General features: G+C 58.8%; 13 protein-coding genes. 2 read left to right on the top strand and 11 right to left on the bottom strand.

The window, feature by feature from the left end; translation table 11 throughout:
• Positions 1 to 121: 121 nt before the first annotated feature.
• The 10 genes from NG653_RS09515 to NG653_RS09470 all read right to left on the bottom strand — a co-directional run bounded on the left by NG653_RS09515 (position 122) and on the right by NG653_RS09470 (position 10,376).
• On the bottom strand, positions 122 to 1,021 hold the full coding sequence (locus NG653_RS09515; RefSeq protein WP_252741463.1) for a phospholipase A: 900 nt from the start codon (positions 1,019 to 1,021) through the stop codon (positions 122 to 124).
• A gap of 34 nt (positions 1,022 to 1,055) precedes the next feature.
• Entirely contained in the window at positions 1,056 to 2,018 is a 963-nt protein-coding gene (locus NG653_RS09510; protein WP_252741462.1) for a 2-hydroxyacid dehydrogenase, read from the bottom strand.
• Between the two features lie 29 nt (positions 2,019 to 2,047).
• Positions 2,048 to 3,403 (bottom strand): magnesium transporter, encoded by a 1,356-nt coding sequence (gene mgtE / locus NG653_RS09505; protein ID WP_252741461.1) that lies wholly within the window; start codon positions 3,401 to 3,403, stop codon positions 2,048 to 2,050.
• Positions 3,390 to 4,250, bottom strand: a complete 861-nt coding sequence (gene rsmA / locus NG653_RS09500; RefSeq protein ID WP_252741460.1) for a 16S rRNA (adenine(1518)-N(6)/adenine(1519)-N(6))-dimethyltransferase RsmA — start codon at positions 4,248 to 4,250, stop codon at positions 3,390 to 3,392. Before rsmA ends, mgtE begins: the two co-directional genes overlap by 14 nt.
• Positions 4,247 to 4,576 carry a gamma-glutamylcyclotransferase family protein gene (locus NG653_RS09495; RefSeq protein ID WP_252741459.1) on the bottom strand — a complete coding sequence of 110 codons (330 nt, stop codon included), beginning with the start codon at positions 4,574 to 4,576 and terminating at the stop codon, positions 4,247 to 4,249. Before NG653_RS09495 ends, rsmA begins: the two co-directional genes overlap by 4 nt.
• A complete protein-coding gene (locus NG653_RS09490; RefSeq protein ID WP_252741458.1) occupies positions 4,576 to 4,887 on the bottom strand; it encodes a DUF4286 family protein in 312 nt (103 codons plus the stop codon). The genes NG653_RS09495 and NG653_RS09490 overlap by 1 nt, the downstream gene beginning before the upstream one ends.
• A 24-nt stretch (positions 4,888 to 4,911) precedes the next feature.
• Complete coding sequence (locus NG653_RS09485; RefSeq protein WP_252741457.1) at positions 4,912 to 6,699, bottom strand: tetratricopeptide repeat protein; 1,788 nt, start codon at positions 6,697 to 6,699, stop codon at positions 4,912 to 4,914.
• Positions 6,700 to 6,772: 73 nt separating this feature from the next.
• Entirely contained in the window at positions 6,773 to 8,044 is a 1,272-nt protein-coding gene (gene serS, locus NG653_RS09480) for a serine--tRNA ligase (RefSeq protein WP_252741456.1), read from the bottom strand.
• A gap of 59 nt (positions 8,045 to 8,103) precedes the next feature.
• Positions 8,104 to 9,447, bottom strand: coding sequence for an HTTM domain-containing protein (locus NG653_RS09475; protein ID WP_252741455.1), 1,344 nt, complete (start codon positions 9,445 to 9,447; stop codon positions 8,104 to 8,106).
• Positions 9,444 to 10,376, bottom strand: a complete 933-nt coding sequence (locus NG653_RS09470; protein ID WP_252741454.1) for a bifunctional riboflavin kinase/FAD synthetase — start codon at positions 10,374 to 10,376, stop codon at positions 9,444 to 9,446. Before NG653_RS09470 ends, NG653_RS09475 begins: the two co-directional genes overlap by 4 nt.
• A gap of 150 nt (positions 10,377 to 10,526) precedes the next feature.
• Here NG653_RS09470 and NG653_RS09465 point away from each other — a divergent pair, with 150 nt between their 5' ends.
• Entirely contained in the window at positions 10,527 to 14,213 is a 3,687-nt protein-coding gene (locus NG653_RS09465; RefSeq protein WP_252741453.1) for a reprolysin-like metallopeptidase, read from the top strand.
• On the top strand, positions 14,210 to 14,893 hold the full coding sequence (locus NG653_RS09460) for a hypothetical protein (RefSeq protein WP_252741452.1): 684 nt from the start codon (positions 14,210 to 14,212) through the stop codon (positions 14,891 to 14,893). Before NG653_RS09465 ends, NG653_RS09460 begins: the two co-directional genes overlap by 4 nt.
• Here NG653_RS09460 and pth read toward each other — a convergent pair whose 3' ends face one another.
• Positions 14,894 to 15,460 carry an aminoacyl-tRNA hydrolase gene (pth, locus tag NG653_RS09455; protein ID WP_252741451.1) on the bottom strand — a complete coding sequence of 189 codons (567 nt, stop codon included), beginning with the start codon at positions 15,458 to 15,460 and terminating at the stop codon, positions 14,894 to 14,896. It abuts the gene before it with no gap.
• Between the last annotated feature and the right edge of the window lie 142 nt (positions 15,461 to 15,602).

The following is a 15,602-nucleotide window of genomic DNA, read 5'->3' as shown; positions in this document are numbered from 1 at the left end:
CCATACAATGTAGAAAAATATTTCTATTCCTGAAACCCCGTCCTGTTCTTAACCGTTATTTAACCCGGCCTGGAAGGGTAGCAGGAAAAGCTTGCATGCGAGGGAAAACAACCGGCTTAAATTAACGCCATTCCACCAGGGATAACCCCAGCCCTATGGTAAATTGCCGGTGGTTATAATCGATGAGGGTTTCCCCGTATCCTTCAAAGACTTCAATATGCCCCCTGAGGAACCCATCGATGGGGAAGACCCAGCCCAGGCGCAGGCTGCCCCGGTTGTCAGGACCAAACCTCAGGGAGTGGGTTCCCTCCAGGGTAATCAGGTGGTTCCCCAGCTGGCGGGTCACGATTCCTTCCATCCGGCCGTAATAGTCCTCGATCAGCGGGTTTTCATCATCCGAATCCGGGATGCGGATCCAGGGCCTTAGGGTCACTTGCCAGTTTTCGCGTTCCATGGCCAGATGGAAGATGATGCGGTTCCAGCTTCGGGAAAGGGGGAGGGACCGGCCGTTGGACTGGTGGGTGAAAGAAAGGCCGGCCATCCTGAGGTCAAAACCCAGCACAGGGACCCTCATGCCGTAATTGAGGATCAATTCCGGTTCATAATTGGTTTCCCGAAAAGGGCGGGAGGTTTCCGCATTATACACCTGCCAGTGGGACTTCTGTGTATAGGCTACCCATAAATCGAGGTTCCTCAGAAGGAAGCTCCTGATGATTTTGGTCTTGAAGCTGATCTGGAAGCGCAGTTCCGTGGCATTGAGGTCCAGGGGGGATTCTGCGACATAGTCGGGATTGAAACTCGCCGGCTGCCGGTTGGTGTCAGAAGTCCACCGGGTAAGCACGATATAGGTAGGTTTGTACGGGGTGATCCGGAAGTTTCCCAAATAGTGTTCAGGATCGATTTCCCAGCGCTCCGAAAGGGTTTGGAAGAGGCTGTCCCTCACAAACAGGGGACGGTCCTTGCCCTGGGCAAGGCTTCCCGCACACAGGAGCAGGGCAGGGATCAACAGGATATTTTTCATAAGGCGGATGCCACTTCCGGCCTTTGCCGGGGGCTTAGTTTCCTGAAAGATAGGAAAAGTGTTCCCTAATTTTCACCACCAGGGTTCGCGCCAGCTTTTCCTTGCTTTCCAGGGTCCACCCTGCGATATGAGGGCTCAACAGGACGTTCGGGGCTTCGATGAGGTACCGGAAGTCCTCCGGCATTTCCCCTTCCTTAAAGAGCGATTCAAAAGAGCTTTTCTCATATTCGAGCACATCGAGCCCAGCCCCGAGCACCTTTCCCCTGCGCAGGGCCTGTACCAGGTCTGCAGTGCGCACGCATTTTCCCCGGGCCGTGTTTAGCAGCCAGAAGGGTTTTTGGAAGGCGTTGATGAAGGCTTCATCGACCATGCTGATGGTTTCCGGGGTTTCCGGGACATGGAGGCTTATCACATCGGCCTTTTTCCGCAGCTCCAGGATGCCCACCTGCCGCGCATCCTCGTTGCCAACCCCCCCGACAATATCATAGCAGATCACCTCGGCATCAAAACCCCTCAGGCGGCGGGCAAAAGCCTTGCCCATGTGCCCATACCCGATAATGCCGATGGTTTTCCCCTCTATTTCGCAGCCGCGGTTTTCTTCCCTCCTCCAGAGCCCCCTCCGTACCTCGGCATCGGCCGTATGAAGCTTGTTGAACAGGGCGAGCAGCATGCCCAGGGTATGCTCCCCCACAGCGGTCCGGTTTCCTTCCGGGGCGGCAGCCAGGTAAATCCCTTTTTCCCGGGCATAGGCCACGTCGATGTTTTCCAGGCCTGCCCCGACCCGCCCAATGAATTTCAGCTCAGTGGCCCGGTCGAGGAGTTCCCGGTCCACGGGCATCCGGCTGCGCAACACCAGTCCCTGGTAGTGACCGATTTTGCCAAGGATGGTTTCCCGGGTTCCGGTGTAGTCGAGGTGGTTCTCGAAGCCGAGTTGTTCCAGCCCCTGCAGCAGGAAGGGGTGGTTTTCGTCAAGGTGGAGTACTTTTGGGGTTGACACAGCGGTATGGGTTTTACGCCTGCCGGGCCCTATCCGATGCCCAGCAGCAGTTTGGCAATCCAGAAGTAGATCAGGATCCCGAAAATATCATTACTCGTGGTGATGAACGGCCCCGTGGCGATGGCCGGGTCGATGCCCCTCCTGTGCAGGAAAAGGGGGATAAAGGTACCCACGATCCCCGCCACTACAATTACGGCAATCAGGGAGATCGAAATGGCAAGGGCCGTTGGGAGGTTCCCCTTCCAGAACCAGGTAAAGAGCAGCAGAACGGCCGCCAGGATTAACCCGTTCAGGGCTGCCAGCATCATTTCCTTCACCAGCCTCTGGGTAATGCTCCCCTTGAGGTCGTCATTGGCCAGACCCTGCACGATGATTGCGCTCGACTGCACCCCCACGTTACCCGCCATGGCCGCGATCAGGGGCGTAAAGAAAAAGAGGATGGCATGCTGGCTGATCAGGGATTCAAAGCCACCCATAATGGCAGCCGCCCCGACCCCGCCCACCAGGCCCAGGAACAACCAGGGCAGCCGGGCCCGGGTGAGTTCCCAGATGCTGTCGTCGGCTTCCACGTCCTGGGAAATCCCCGCCGCCAGCTGGTAGTCCTTGTCGGCTTCCTCACGGATCACGTCCACGATGTCGTCAATGGTAATGCGGCCTACCAGGCGCCCGATCTCGTCCACCACGGGGATGGCCTCGAGGTCGTACTTCGACATGATTTTGGCCACCTCCTCCGGTTTTTCATTCACATTCACAAAATCCACTTTCGGGATGTACACCTCCCGGATGGGTGCTTTGGTAGAAGCAGTCAGCAGGTCTTTCAGCGACAGGCGCCCTTTCAGGATGCCTTCGTCGTCGACCACGTAGATGGAATGTACCCGGGTGACGTTTTCGGCCTGGTGCCGCATTTCCCGCACGCAGGTGAGCACGGTCCAGTTCTCATTGACCTTTACCAGTTCCTTGGCCATAAGCCCCCCGGCCGAATTCTCGTCATAGCGGAGCAGGTCCACGATATCGCGGGCATGTTCCCGGTCGGTGATTTCCGAAATGACCTCCTGCACGATTTCCCTTGGGAGTTCGGCAATGATGTCGGCCGCATCGTCCGTATCGAGTTCCTCCAGCTCCCCGGCGATTTCCTTGGAAGAGAGGTTCCCCAGGATGGCTTCGCGCACATCCTCATCCAGTTCGGTAAGGACGTCTGAAGTTTTACCGCTGTCGAGGAGCTTGATAAGGTAGGTGGCCTGGTCCTCGTTCAGTTCATTGATGATCTCGGCGATATCCGCATAGTGGACCTCCTCCATCATGGTATGGAGGGCATCATCCTGGCGGTCGTCGATGAGCTGTTCGATTTCACTGAGCAGCTCCTCGGTCAGTTTAAACGGGATCATCCGAGATTCTCTTTGAAAGGGCGATGAATTCTGTAACGCTCAGTTGTTCGGGGCGCCTGTCAAAGATAGCATCTTCTTTTAGATTATCGGAAAGGCCAAGGCCCTTAAGGCTGTTGCGGAGGGTTTTGCGCCGCTGGTTGAAGGCCGTTTTCACGAGGCGGAAAAAAAAGGCTTCATCCAGGCCCGGCAGGGAGATGGCTTTCCGGTTCAGGTACAGGACCCCGGAGTCGACCTTGGGGGGAGGGTGGAATACATCGGGCGGGACGGTAAAACAATAGGTGGCCTCGTAATAGGCCTGCACCAAAACCGAAAGGATGCCGTAGGCTTTGCTCCCCGGGCCTGCACAGATCCGTTCGGCAACCTCCTTCTGGAACATCCCGCTGAATTCGGGGACACGGGCACGGGCTTCCAGTAAACGGAAGACGATTTGGGTGGATATATTATAAGGGAAATTCCCCGTGATGGCGAAGGGTTCGCCGGGGAAAAGGCCTTCCAGGTCCATCCTGAGGAAATCGGCCTGCAGTACTTCGAAGCTTTGGTAGGGGAGCTCCTGTCCGGCAAGGCCGGGGATAAAGGAATGCTGCAGGTAGCCCGCGGCTTCCGGGTCGAGTTCCACTGCCAGCAGGCTTACGGGCCGTTCCAGCAACAGGCGGGTCAATACCCCTGTGCCCGGCCCTATTTCAACTACGTTAGAGGTCGCCTCCAGGGAAAGGGTGCCGGCGATTTTTCGGGCAATGCCAAGGTCTGTCAGGAAATGCTGGCCGAGCTGTTTTTTTGGACGGACCCCTGCCGGGTCTTTTTTTCCCGCGGGTTTTCTTCCGGTCGACCTGTCGCTTTTTTTTCTCATAATGCAGTGTTTGCCACAGGGAGGTATACCCAGGCCCTGTGCCCTGAGGCCAGTTCCAGGTAGGCCCTGCGGTAAAGGGCCCCTTCATAGGCATCGGCCTGCCGGAACTCCCCTGCCGTAAGGGGCAGCCGCCTGCCGGCTACCCGGCCCTTCGTGCCCGGGGCACGGAACAGGCCCGGATAGGTCCCCAGCACCATGCCATCCTGCTTTTCGTACCCGGGGAGGATATCGGGCTCCCCTTCTATCAGGCGGCCGAAGACCGCCTGTTGCACCCGGTTTTCCAACAGGGTGCCATAGGCAAAGAGGAATTCCTGTTCACCGGCCATCAGTGCTCGCTGATGAGTTCCAGTTCGGTGCGGAAGGCCAGGCACTGGTCGCCGAAACGTTCTTCGCTTTCCCGCCTAAGGCGGGGGGCGTCTTCCCGGTAATACCGTTCGAGGAGTTCCCGGTGCTCCGTCCGGTACTGGACGGCGTAGGTAACCCCCCCGGTCTGTTCTTCCGAAAGGACTCTGCAAAGCCGGGCCTCATTGAATTTTCCGGTGGCAAGCATCTGGGGGATGTGGGTGTGCCGCATCCACTCCAGCCAGGCATCCCGGATGGGGTGGGCGACATGGACGGTTACATTGTAGATATACATGGTCGGGGCTATTTGGCTTGCAGGTTACTGGACCGGGTCACCCCGGAGGGTTCGGAATTGTTTTCGGGCTTCCGGGAAATAATAGCTGTCCTGGTAGCGGAACAGGATTTCCTGATACTGTTCCATGGCTTTTTCGGGTTCCCCCAGGCGGGTACGGTAAAGTTCCCCCAGGGCAAAATGCGCATCATCGGCAAGGATGTCCTGCCCGTAGAATTCAATGATTTTAAGATAGCTGAAGCGCGCCCCGGCGTAGTCCCCTTCGGCCTCCAACAACCTTCCCTGCATCAGCAGGGCTTCGTCTTCGATGCGTTCCCCTTTGTGTTGGAGCAGCAGTTCATCGAGCAGGGCCAGGGCTTCCCTGCGATTTTGCTGATAGGCCAACAGGTCTGCCCGGGCGTATTTGCGCAGGGCGGCCTGGGTGGAATCTTCCAGGGAGTTATCCGAAATGACCAAACTGAGTTGCATGGCGTCGTTTGCAATGAGCTGGGAGGTGGAATTCCTCAGTACCTTCAACTGGGTCTGGGCCCACTCAAAATCGCCTTTGTAAAAGCTGGTCTGGGCCACCTTGAAGCGCGCCTGTTGCCCCATCACGTCGTTTTTCAGGAGCTTCTGTACCTGGGAATACAGGATCAGCGCCTCGTTGAAGGACCGGGTATAGACCAGCACATCCCCAAGGGTGGTTTTCAGGTAGCCCTCCGTGTAATTCGAGATGGGAAGTTCCAGGCTTTTCTTGAGGATGGCGATAGCCTCCAGGGGCTCCCCCAGCCGGAAGGTAAGGAAGTTGGCATAACTGATTTGCAGTTGCAGGGTACCGGGATTGTACCCATACGCCTCCATCAGGTCTTCATAGGATTTTTGCACCTGTTTCAGGTTGGGGTCCGGTCGCTCCTCCAGGGTGATGTCGAGAAGGTGGAGTTGGGCGTTAAGGCGGGCCACCGGGTCCGAACTTTCCTTTACCACGAAATCGAAGGCAGCCCGGGCGGCAGTATAATCGCCGGCGCCTTCTGCAATCCGGCCGAGGGTGGATAGCCGGTCGAGGCCTGCTCCTTCCAGGCGGCGGTACAGCGCTTTCTCCTGGACCAGGGCACTGCCAAATTGCTGCTGGCGCACAAAGAGCCAGCTGAGGACTTCATTCCAAAGCGGATCCGGGTTTTCCTGGGCCCTGCCCAGCAGCGCCTGTTTCAGCAGCACATTGTTCTCTGCCCCGGGGTCGGTGGAGACGAAATCCTCCAGGATGCGCAGCACATTAGGCTTGATGGCTTCCCGTTCGGCCATCAGGTCGAGATAGGCCCCGAACATGGCCCCGATGTTCCCCTGTTCCCCATAAATGCGGGCTACCTGGGTATTGTAATCCAGTTCCGGGTTGAGTTCCATGGCCCTCCGATAGGCCCGGAGGGCGTAATCGAGCAGGGTGTAGCGCTGGAATTTAAAACCCAGCATATACCCGTAGCCCGGGTTGGCCTCTATGAGTTCCATGCCGCTTTCGTACCACCGTTCCGCTTCCTGCGGGTCTCCTTTAAGGAAATGGGTGTACCCCAGGTCGATGTACGTTGTGGGATGGGCCGTCCCGTTTTCAATCCGCTCCCGGAGCATGGAAATCGCCTTATCGTACTGCTCGAGCTGGTGGTAGCAACTGACCAGCTGTTCCAAATACTCCATCCGCCTTGGGTTGGCGCTTACCAGTTTTTCGTAAAAGACCACTGCCTTGTCGAATTCGCCATCGGCGTAATACTGCTTGGCCAAAAAATCCTGCTGTCCCTGCAGGGGGGGCAGGGCCAGGAGGAAAAGCAGTAAGGCAAGGGCACGCTTCACAACAGGGCTTTTCGCAAAGATACGAACTTGAAGCCCTGCCCGGCGTTAAGAATCTCAAAAGGGTGGGCGGGCCTTACCCTATGCGGTCGAAGCCCGTGTAGGGCACCAGGACTTCCGGGATACGGATCCCTTCCGCATCCTGGTAGTTTTCCAGGATCCCGGCCAGGATCCTGGGAAGGGCCAGGGCACTGCCATTCAGGGTATGGGCCAGTTGCGGCTTGTTCCCTGCATCGCGGTATCGGAGTTTGAGCCGGTTGGCCTGGAAGGCTTCGAAATTGGAAACCGAACTGACCTCCAGCCAGCGCTCCTGGGCGGTGGAATACACTTCGAAATCGTAGGTAAGGGCTGAGGTAAACCCGAGGTCCCCCCCGCAGAGCCTGAGGATGCGGTACGGCAGCCTGAGGGCATCCAGGATACCCTTTACATGTTCCACCATGGCCTCGAGGGCCGCATAGGAATTTTCAGGTTCTTCCACCCTTACGATTTCCACCTTGTCAAACTGGTGCAGGCGGTTCAGGCCGCGCACGTGGGCCCCGTAACTTCCGGCTTCCCTTCGGAAACAGGGGGAATAGGCGGTGTATTTTACGGGCAGTTCCGACCGGTCCAGGATAACGTCCCGAAGCAGGTTGGTCACCGGCACCTCGGCTGTGGGGATCAGGTATAGGCCGTCTTCCGGCACCTGGTACATCTGCCCTTCCTTATCGGGGAGCTGGCCGGTGCCATACCCGGATGCTTCGTTGACCAGGTGCGGGACCTGGAGTTCCTGATACCCGGCTGCGGTATTGCAGTCCAGAAAATAGGAGATCAGGGCACGCTGCAGGCGGGCCCCCTTGCCTTTATAGACCGGAAAGCCGGCCCCGGTTATTTTTACGCCCAGTTCAAAATCGATCAGGTCGTACTGCTTTGCGAGTTCCCAGTGGGGCTGGGCGCCTTCGGGCAGCTTGGGGATCTCCCCCGATTCGAAAACAACCTCGTTGTCGGCCTCGCTTTGCCCTGGTCGCACGGAAGCGTGGGGGATGTTGGGCAACAGGTAGAGGGTTTCCTGCAGGGCTTCCGCGGCAGTCCCCAACTGGTCCTGCAGCTCTTTTGCCACCTCCTTCAGCCGGGCCGATTCTTCGCGAAGCGCCTGGGCTTCTTCCCCTTTTCCGGATTTGAACAGGACCCCAATCTCCTTCGACAGCCGGTTGGCTTCGGCCAGGGTTTGGTCCAGGCGGGTTTGCAGGTTCCTGCGTTCCTGGTCCAGCCCCAGGGCCCTGGAGAGCAGGGGGCGGGCATCAAGGCCCCGTTTGTCAAGGGCTATGGCCAGTGCTTCGGCTCTTTCGCGGATGGTTTGTAATGGCAACATGGTCTTCTACGGGTTTCGCCGCCAAAGGTAGCGACAAATCGGCAATTGTTAAAGGAGGATTATTCCCCGGCCCCCGGGGTGTCAGCCTGCAGCCAGGGTGGCGGGGGGAGGATCCAGGGGTGGTGCCTCCAGGGGTCCCAGGGTTCAGAAGCCAGGTCGGTTTCCGGGTCGATAAGGGGGGCCGGGGCATGGCCGTTCACCTGTACCTGGCCCCGGGCATAAACGGCCACCTGTTGGCCCTTCCGGGCGTATTGTTTTTTGAGGATTTGGGCGAATTGCCAGGCGAAATCGGGGTAAGCCCCCACTTTCCGGGCTTGCTTGGGGGTTACCCATTCCCCGGGGGAAACCTGCCAGGATTGGCCTGTTTCCCGGTCCACGACCCTGAACCGGAGGTTGCCGCTGCGCACGCGCAGCATCATGCGCCAGCTCAGCCGGTGCCCTTCTTCGGTCCAGAGTACGTCCCCTTCAATGAAGTGGTGCCTGACCGGCAGGACCACCTGCACGATAAAATAGAGGCCGAGGACCAGGGTGGCCGCCCGGGCCCAGCGCGGTTTTTTGAAGGGTGGGGGAACAGGGTTTGTTTTCCTGCGGAAAAAGATCCTGCGCAGGGTTTCCGCCTCGAAGAAAAAGACGGTAAAGGCCAGGGAGAGGAAGGGGAAGATGCCGATTTGGAAGACCACCGAATTAAAACCATGGAAAAACAGGGAGGCTGCAAAGGCTGCTTTTCGGGTGGGTTTGAAAAGCAACAGGGGGATAATCAGGAAATCGAAGGCGATCCCGAAAAACCCGATGGCCTGGTGGATGGTGTGGTCCTGGAGCAGCGGCCCGATCAGGATATACCCCTTTTTCGGTTCCAGGAGCCGGGCAATCACGCTGAAATCGAACCAGTCGCCATACAGCTTGGCGATGGCGGCATAGGTGTAGACCACCAACAACTGCCCTACGACGATCCATTTCACCAGGGCGTACATGTGGTGTTCCCGCAAGGCCGGGTTCCTCCGGCTGTCGAGGCTGAAATCGCGGTGGGCCGGGAAGAAACACATCAGTGCGCTTACCAGGACCAGCAGGTAGTAGTGGTTGTTGTAGGAGGTTTTCTGCATCAGGTAGGCCCCGGTCCAAAGCAGGGTGAATGCAGCCATGCTCAGGCGGTACCTATACCCCAGGGTGACCGCGATCCCCAGGCTGCCCATCAGGAAAAAGTAGAGGTACATCCCGGGCCCGGCCAGGGCTTGCAGCCATTCAAAACCGATAAAGGGAAAGGTGTATTCGGGTTCTGCCAGGTTGGTCCTCACCCACCCGGTAGCCAGCGCCCCAAAACACTCCAGGCTGATCAGGAGGCCAAAAAAAACACGGAAAAGGATGAGCGGGGTGTTGTCGATGCGCGAAAAAAGCAGGCGGGTCATGGCTGTTTTCCGATGAGTTCACGCGCCCTGGCCTGGTCTCGTACCAGTTGGGTTTTCAGCGCCTCCAGGGAAGCGAATTTTTGTTCATCGCGGAGGCGGCTGAGCAAATGCACCTTCAGGGAAGCGCCGTAGAGGTCGCCCTGGTAATCGAAAAAATGGACTTCGATGTGTTGGCGGCTCCCGTCCACCGTGGGGTTGGTACCGATATTCATCATCCCGTAAACCTCCCGTCCCCCAAGGTCACTGCGGATCAGGTATACCCCTCCTGCAGGGATGAGTTTGTACACTGCCCCGATCTTCAGGTTGGCCGTGGGGAAGCCCAGGTCGCGGCCGAGGCCTTTTCCCCGTTCTACGGTCCCGGAGAGCATGTAGGCATAGCCCAGGTAGGCATTGGCCGTCTCCAGGTCCCCCGCTTCCAGGGCAGCGCGGATCTTGGTGGAGCTTACCGAGACTTCGTCGATCTCCTGGGCCGGGATTTCCTCCACCTCAAACCCGAGGAGGTTCCCGAAACTCCTTAAATCTTCAATGCTTGCATTGCGGTTCCTCCCGAACCGATGGTCGTAGCCGATGATCACCTTTTTGGCCTTCAGCCTGCCGACCAGGATGTCGCGTACAAATTCCGTGGCGGTAAGGCGGGAGAAGTTTTTGGTGAACGGATGTACGACCAGGCAATCGAGGCCGAGCTGGCCGAGGATATCCGATTTTTCTTCTATGGTATTCAGCAGGCTAATCTGCCGGTCTTTCTGCAGGACCATCCTGGGGTGGGGAAAAAAGGTGAGCAGGGTCGCCTGCAGGTGGAGCCTTTGTCCTTCTTCCATGAGCCGTTCCAGGATCCTGCGGTGCCCGATGTGTACCCCATCAAATGTTCCTATGGTGACGATGCTGGGTTGCGGGTTGTCGTAGTTGGTAAGGCCTTGAACGGTGATCACGTATACAAAATAATAAAAAGGCGTATTTTGTGCAGCAAATGCCGGTTGATGAAGACAAAGTTACGTCTTGTTCTCTCAATTCCCCTACTTTTTGCCTGTTTATCTTTAAGCGCCCAACAGCCTGGTATCTATTGGGAAAACGGCGCCCAGGTGCAGGCCCGTCCCACCCTTTCCGGTCGTGTCCTCAAGCCTGGTTCTGCCCAGGCTTTCGTGCTGAGTGAAGCACCTTTTCGCAAACAACTCGAAGCCCTCGCCCCCGGGGGGCAGGGGGAGATAACCCTCTCTTTCCCCGATGCCTCAGGAAGGCTCAGGAACTATCGGGTGCGGGAAAACCCTGTGATGGCCCCTGAGCTGCAGCGGCGGTACCCGGGCATCCGTTCCTTTATCGGGTACGGGATGGAGGGCAACCCGGCACGGATTCGGTTCAGCTTGTCGCACAAGGGGTTGCAGGCCACCGTAACGGACCCTTACGAAAACCAGACCCTGTATTTGGAAAAGGACCCGGACCGGCCGGGCACATACCTCCTGTTCGCCCGGTCAGCCCTCCAACCCACCGACCAGGGATGGAAGTGCAAAACGCCCTCAGAAACCGGCAAGGACCTCCCCCCGGCCACCGCGGCGCAACTGGTGGACGACCAGCAGCTGAGGCGCTACCGGGTGGCCATTGCTGCCAGCGGAGAGTACACCCAATACCACGGGGGTACAGTCCCCGATGCCCTGGCCGCCATCAATGCCACCCTCACCCGGGTCAACGAGGTCTTTGAGAGGGACCTTGCCATCACCCTGGAACTCGTCCCCGAAAACGACCAGGTCATTTTTACGGACCCGGAAACAGACCCTTTTGAATCCAGCCCCAACAGCGAGGTGCAGGCCACGCTGGACTCCCTCATCGGGGCCCCGGATTATGATCTCGGCCACCTCTTCGACCAGGGAGGTGATTCCGGAAACGCGGGGTTTATCGGTTCGGTCTGTATCGATGGCCGAAAGGGAAGCGCCTTTGCCCGGAATGTGATCCCTGAGGGCGACCGGTTCGACCTCGACTTTGTTGCCCATGAAATGGGCCACCAGCTGGGGGCCAACCATACCTGGTCCTTCCAGTCGGAAGGTACCGGGGTGCAGGCCGAGCCCGGCAGCGGGTCTACCATCATGGGCTACGCCGGGATCACCCAGAACGACGATGTGCAATCGGTGGGCGACGATTATTTCCATTATTACAGCATCCTGCAGATCAGCCAGTACGTATCGGGCACCAGTTGTGCGGCCCTGACCCCCCTGGCGAATACCCCGCCGGAGATCACCCCGGTCCCCGATTTTGTGATTCCCAAGGGGACAGCTTTCGTCCTGGAAGGGGCAGCCACGGATGCAGACCCGACAGACGTCCTCACCTATGCCTGGGAGCAGATCGATGACGGCGTGGTGACCCGTGAGTCCTTCGGCCCGGAGAATCCGGCCGGTGCCAATTTTCGCTCGCGCAGGCCCACCGGGGAGCCCCGGAGGTTCTTCCCCCTGCTCAGCCGGGTGGCCTCGGGCAACCTCACCCAGACCGACCCCCTGCCGGGAACAGCCTGGGAAACCGTGGCCACGATCGGGAGGGAGCTGAATTTTGCCCTGACGGTCCGCGACAACGCCCCCGGCGGCGGGCAGGTCACATCTGAAGAGTCAACCGTAACCGTCAGGGAAGATGCGGGCCCGTTCCGGGTGCTCTCCCAGTCGCAGGCAGAAACATTCGACATGGGGAGCGTACAGGAGGTCTCCTGGGACGTGGCCGGCACCGGTGGCGCCCCCATCAATGCCCAACTGGTGGACCTCTACCTGTCCGCTGACGGGGGGCTGAGCTTCCCCCTGAAGATCGCTTCCAACCTTCCGAATACCGGATCGGCCCGAGTGCAAATCCCCAGGGTGCCCACCCCCTCCGGGCGGTTTGTGGTCCGGGCAGCGGATAACATTTTCTTTGCGCTGAATAGTGTGGATTTCGAAATCGCCGAACGGCCATTCCTCCTGTATTTCGATGCGCTGCAGGCCCAGGCCTGCCAGCCTTCAGATGCCGTCTTCGACTTTACCTACCAGACCTTCGGGGGCTTTGAGGAGCCCGTGGTCCTCGGGGTTACCGGCCTTCCGGAAGGCTTGCAGGCATCTTTTTCCGTAGATACCGTGCAGGTCGATGACACCCGGTTGCGCCTCACCCTGAGCAATACCGATTTGGTGCCGGCGGGCACCTACTCGTTCGAAGTTAACGGGTCCGACGGGGTTACGGCTGTTTCGGTCCCTTTGGAAGTGCGCCTGGCCAGCGGGGCCTTCCGGCCGGCAACGCTGCTTTCCCCGGCAGATACGGCTGCGGAAGTGGGGCTTTTTCCCCAGCTTCAATGGGAAGGGGCAGCAGAGTATACCGCCTATGACCTGGAATTGGCAACAGAGCCTACTTTCGCCAGCCCGATCGCCAGCCAGCGCATTTACACTACGAGTTATGAGCCGGGACGGTTGCAGGAAAATACCTTGTATTTCTGGAGGATCAGGCCCCTGAACGCCTGTGGGGAAGGGGTGTTCGGCACTCCTTTCAGCTTCAGCACGTTACAGTCCGATTGCAAAACGCTCACCGCCTCAGGCCTTCCCGTGCCGATCCCGGCCACAGGCACCCCAACGGTGACCGCCTCCCTGACCATCCCCGACAACAGGCTTCTGTTAGGGGTGAAAGTGAACCTCGAACTCACGCACAGCTACCTGGCCGACCTCGTTATCAGCCTGACCTCCCCCCAGGGGACCCGCGTGACCCTTGTCTCGAATGCCTGTGGGGAGGCTAACGATATCAATGCCACCTTCGACTCAGAGGCACCCCCTTTCGTATGTGCCAACAATCCGGCCATATCCGGGACCGTCAGGCCTTCAGGTTCCCTTAACTCCTTTGTGGGGGAATCCAGTTTTGGGGAGTGGGTCCTCACCATCGAAGACGGGGCCGACAACGACGGCGGACAACTCCTGGGCTTTTCCCTTGAGTTATGCGTGGAGGGTGCCTTCAGGCCCGACGAGGATGGCGATGGGGTTTTCGATGACGGGGATGACCTGTGCCCGGGCACGCCCCCCGGGGCTGAGGTCGACGCCAACGGCTGTGAGGTGCGGCGTTTCCCATCGGACCGGTTTGAAATCCTTGTATCGACGGAAAGCTGTATCGGGGCGGGCGATGGTTCTATAGGGGTAACCGCTTCACAGCCCTTTGACTATAGTATCGGGGTAACGGGCAACGGCACCAACCTGTTGGAGGGCTTTACCACCACCTACGACCTTGAGGGCCTGCGCCCGGGAACCTACCAGGTGTGCCTCGGGGGCAGCGACGGGGCCAACGCGTATGAGCCCCAGTGTTTCCAGGTAGTCATCGGCAGCCCTGATCCGTTGAGCGTGCAGGCCTTTACTGCCCCGGACTACAACTCGGTGGAGCTGCTGCTCGACGGGGCGGAATTGTATGAAATAACCCTCAACGGCCGCTCCCGTACAGTGAAGGGGCCGGCGTTTACCCTGGAACTGGAAAAGGGGTTCAACCGGCTCCGGGTGGAAAGTATCCCTGCCTGCAGGGGATCTTTTGAGGCGGAATTCCTTCGGGCCGAACAGCCCCTGGTCTCCCCAAACCCGTTTGCGGAGGCCCTGGAGCTCATTGTCCCCAGGCCCGACGGCCCTGTGGATATTGCGGTTTTCAATGCCGCCGGGTCACTGGTCTGGAAAGGCAGGCGCCTGCCCGACTCAGGGGGCAGGGTGCGCCTGGAACCCGGCGCCTTGCCAACGGGCCTGTACCTGTTGCAGGTTACCCAAAAGGGCCGGGAAACCACCTATAAAGTCTACCGCGAATGAGAAATATCCTGTACATCGGCCTGTGTGTGGCCCTTTTGTGGGGGTGCGGGAAGGATGACCCGCCGGCAGCCCCGGGTCCGGTGAGCCCGGTCTTCCCCGGGAACAATTCCCTTTGCATTACCGGGGTTTCCCTTGGCGTAACCACCAGCGAGGTAACCTTCAGGTGGCTGGCCGCCTCGAATGCCGATCGCTATGAACTGGTGGTAACCCACCTGGGGACTTCCAACACCCAGCGGCAGGTGACCTCCGGACTCAGTCTTGCGGTCGTCTTGCAGAAAGGGACGCCCTATTCCTGGCAGGTGACGGCGATCAACCAGGAAAGCGGGAAAGAAACCCCTGGCCCGGTCTGGCAGTTTTTCAATGCGGGCGCTTCCCAATTCTATCCGCCCTTCCCGGCACGGGTACTGGAACCGGCCTCGGGGGCTTCCGTACTACCCGACAGCGGCGGGCAGATCTTGTTGCGGTGGGAGGCTGCCGATGTCGACAATGACCTGCTGGAAAGCGAGGTCTATCTGGGCGAGGACCCTTCCGCCCTGAGCCTTCTAACCACCCTGAGCTATCCGGTCAGCCAGTTCCGGGTTCCGGTAACCCCAGGCGGGGTGTATTACTGGCAGGTCCTTTCCCGGGATGCCCAGGGAAATACTTCCCTGTCGGGATTGTACTCCTTCCGCGTTCTCTGATCAGGTGCCGTTGAAGGTATTCATGGTCAGGCCCGGGCCCGCCAGGACGAAGGACCGGATGAGCTCACAGCTCCGCCGGAGCCTTTCCGGGAGGGTTTCCTGTTCGGTTTCGTTCCAGTTTCCCAGTACGTAGTCGACCTGCTGGCCCTTTTGGTACTCTGCCCCGATCCCAAAGCGAAACCGGGAATATTCAGTGGTTCCAAGCACCTGCTGGATGTCCCTAAGCCCATTGTGCCCGCCATCGCTGCCCCGTGTTTTCAGGCGCAGGGTCCCGAAGGGGAGGTTCAGGTCATCGGTGACCACAAGCAAATGTTCGAGGGGGATCTTTTCCTTATCCAGCCAGTACTTTACGGCTTTCCCGCTGCGGTTCATATACGTTGCCGGCTTCAGGCACAGGACGGAACGCCCTTTTAGCCGGAACTGCCCAACTTCGCCAAGGCGGTCGGGTTCAAAGGAGAACCCGGCCTCCCCGGCCAGCAGGTCCAGGACCTGGAACCCGATGTTGTGGCGGGTGTGCCGGTATTCTTCCCCGATATTGCCAAGGCCGGCGATAAGGTATTTTTTCATGGCCTCATCTTCTTTCAAAAGTGTGGGTCCCGGAAGGAACCACCGCGACAACCAACGGTTCAATGGAATTCAGTTTGGTTGAAGATAAAAAAAACATCCCCACCGGAAACCGGGAGGGATGCTTTTAAAGGAAAGGGATCTG

The organism is Robiginitalea marina (genome assembly GCF_024006985.1).
Classification (GTDB): domain Bacteria; phylum Bacteroidota; class Bacteroidia; order Flavobacteriales; family Flavobacteriaceae; genus Robiginitalea; species Robiginitalea marina.
Note: the sequence above shows the minus strand (reverse complement) of the source record. Positions and strands in the feature narration are given on the sequence as shown.

Excerpts from the sequence above, each read along its gene's own strand:
- NG653_RS09515 (WP_252741463.1), bottom strand. The coding sequence starts at position 1,021 with ATGAAAAATATCCTGTTGATCCCTGCCCTGCTCCTGTGTGCGGGAAGC.
- mgtE (WP_252741461.1), bottom strand. The coding sequence starts at position 3,403 with ATGATCCCGTTTAAACTGACCGAGGAGCTGCTCAGTGAAATCGAACAG.
- rsmA (WP_252741460.1), bottom strand. The coding sequence starts at position 4,250 with ATGAGAAAAAAAAGCGACAGGTCGACCGGAAGAAAACCCGCGGGAAAA.
- NG653_RS09495 (WP_252741459.1), bottom strand. The coding sequence starts at position 4,576 with ATGGCCGGTGAACAGGAATTCCTCTTTGCCTATGGCACCCTGTTGGAA.
- NG653_RS09490 (WP_252741458.1), bottom strand. The coding sequence starts at position 4,887 with ATGTATATCTACAATGTAACCGTCCATGTCGCCCACCCCATCCGGGAT.
- serS (WP_252741456.1), bottom strand. The coding sequence starts at position 8,044 with ATGTTGCCATTACAAACCATCCGCGAAAGAGCCGAAGCACTGGCCATA.
- NG653_RS09475 (WP_252741455.1), bottom strand. The coding sequence starts at position 9,447 with ATGACCCGCCTGCTTTTTTCGCGCATCGACAACACCCCGCTCATCCTT.
- NG653_RS09460 (WP_252741452.1), top strand. The coding sequence starts at position 14,210 with ATGAGAAATATCCTGTACATCGGCCTGTGTGTGGCCCTTTTGTGGGGG.
- pth (WP_252741451.1), bottom strand. The coding sequence starts at position 15,460 with ATGAAAAAATACCTTATCGCCGGCCTTGGCAATATCGGGGAAGAATAC.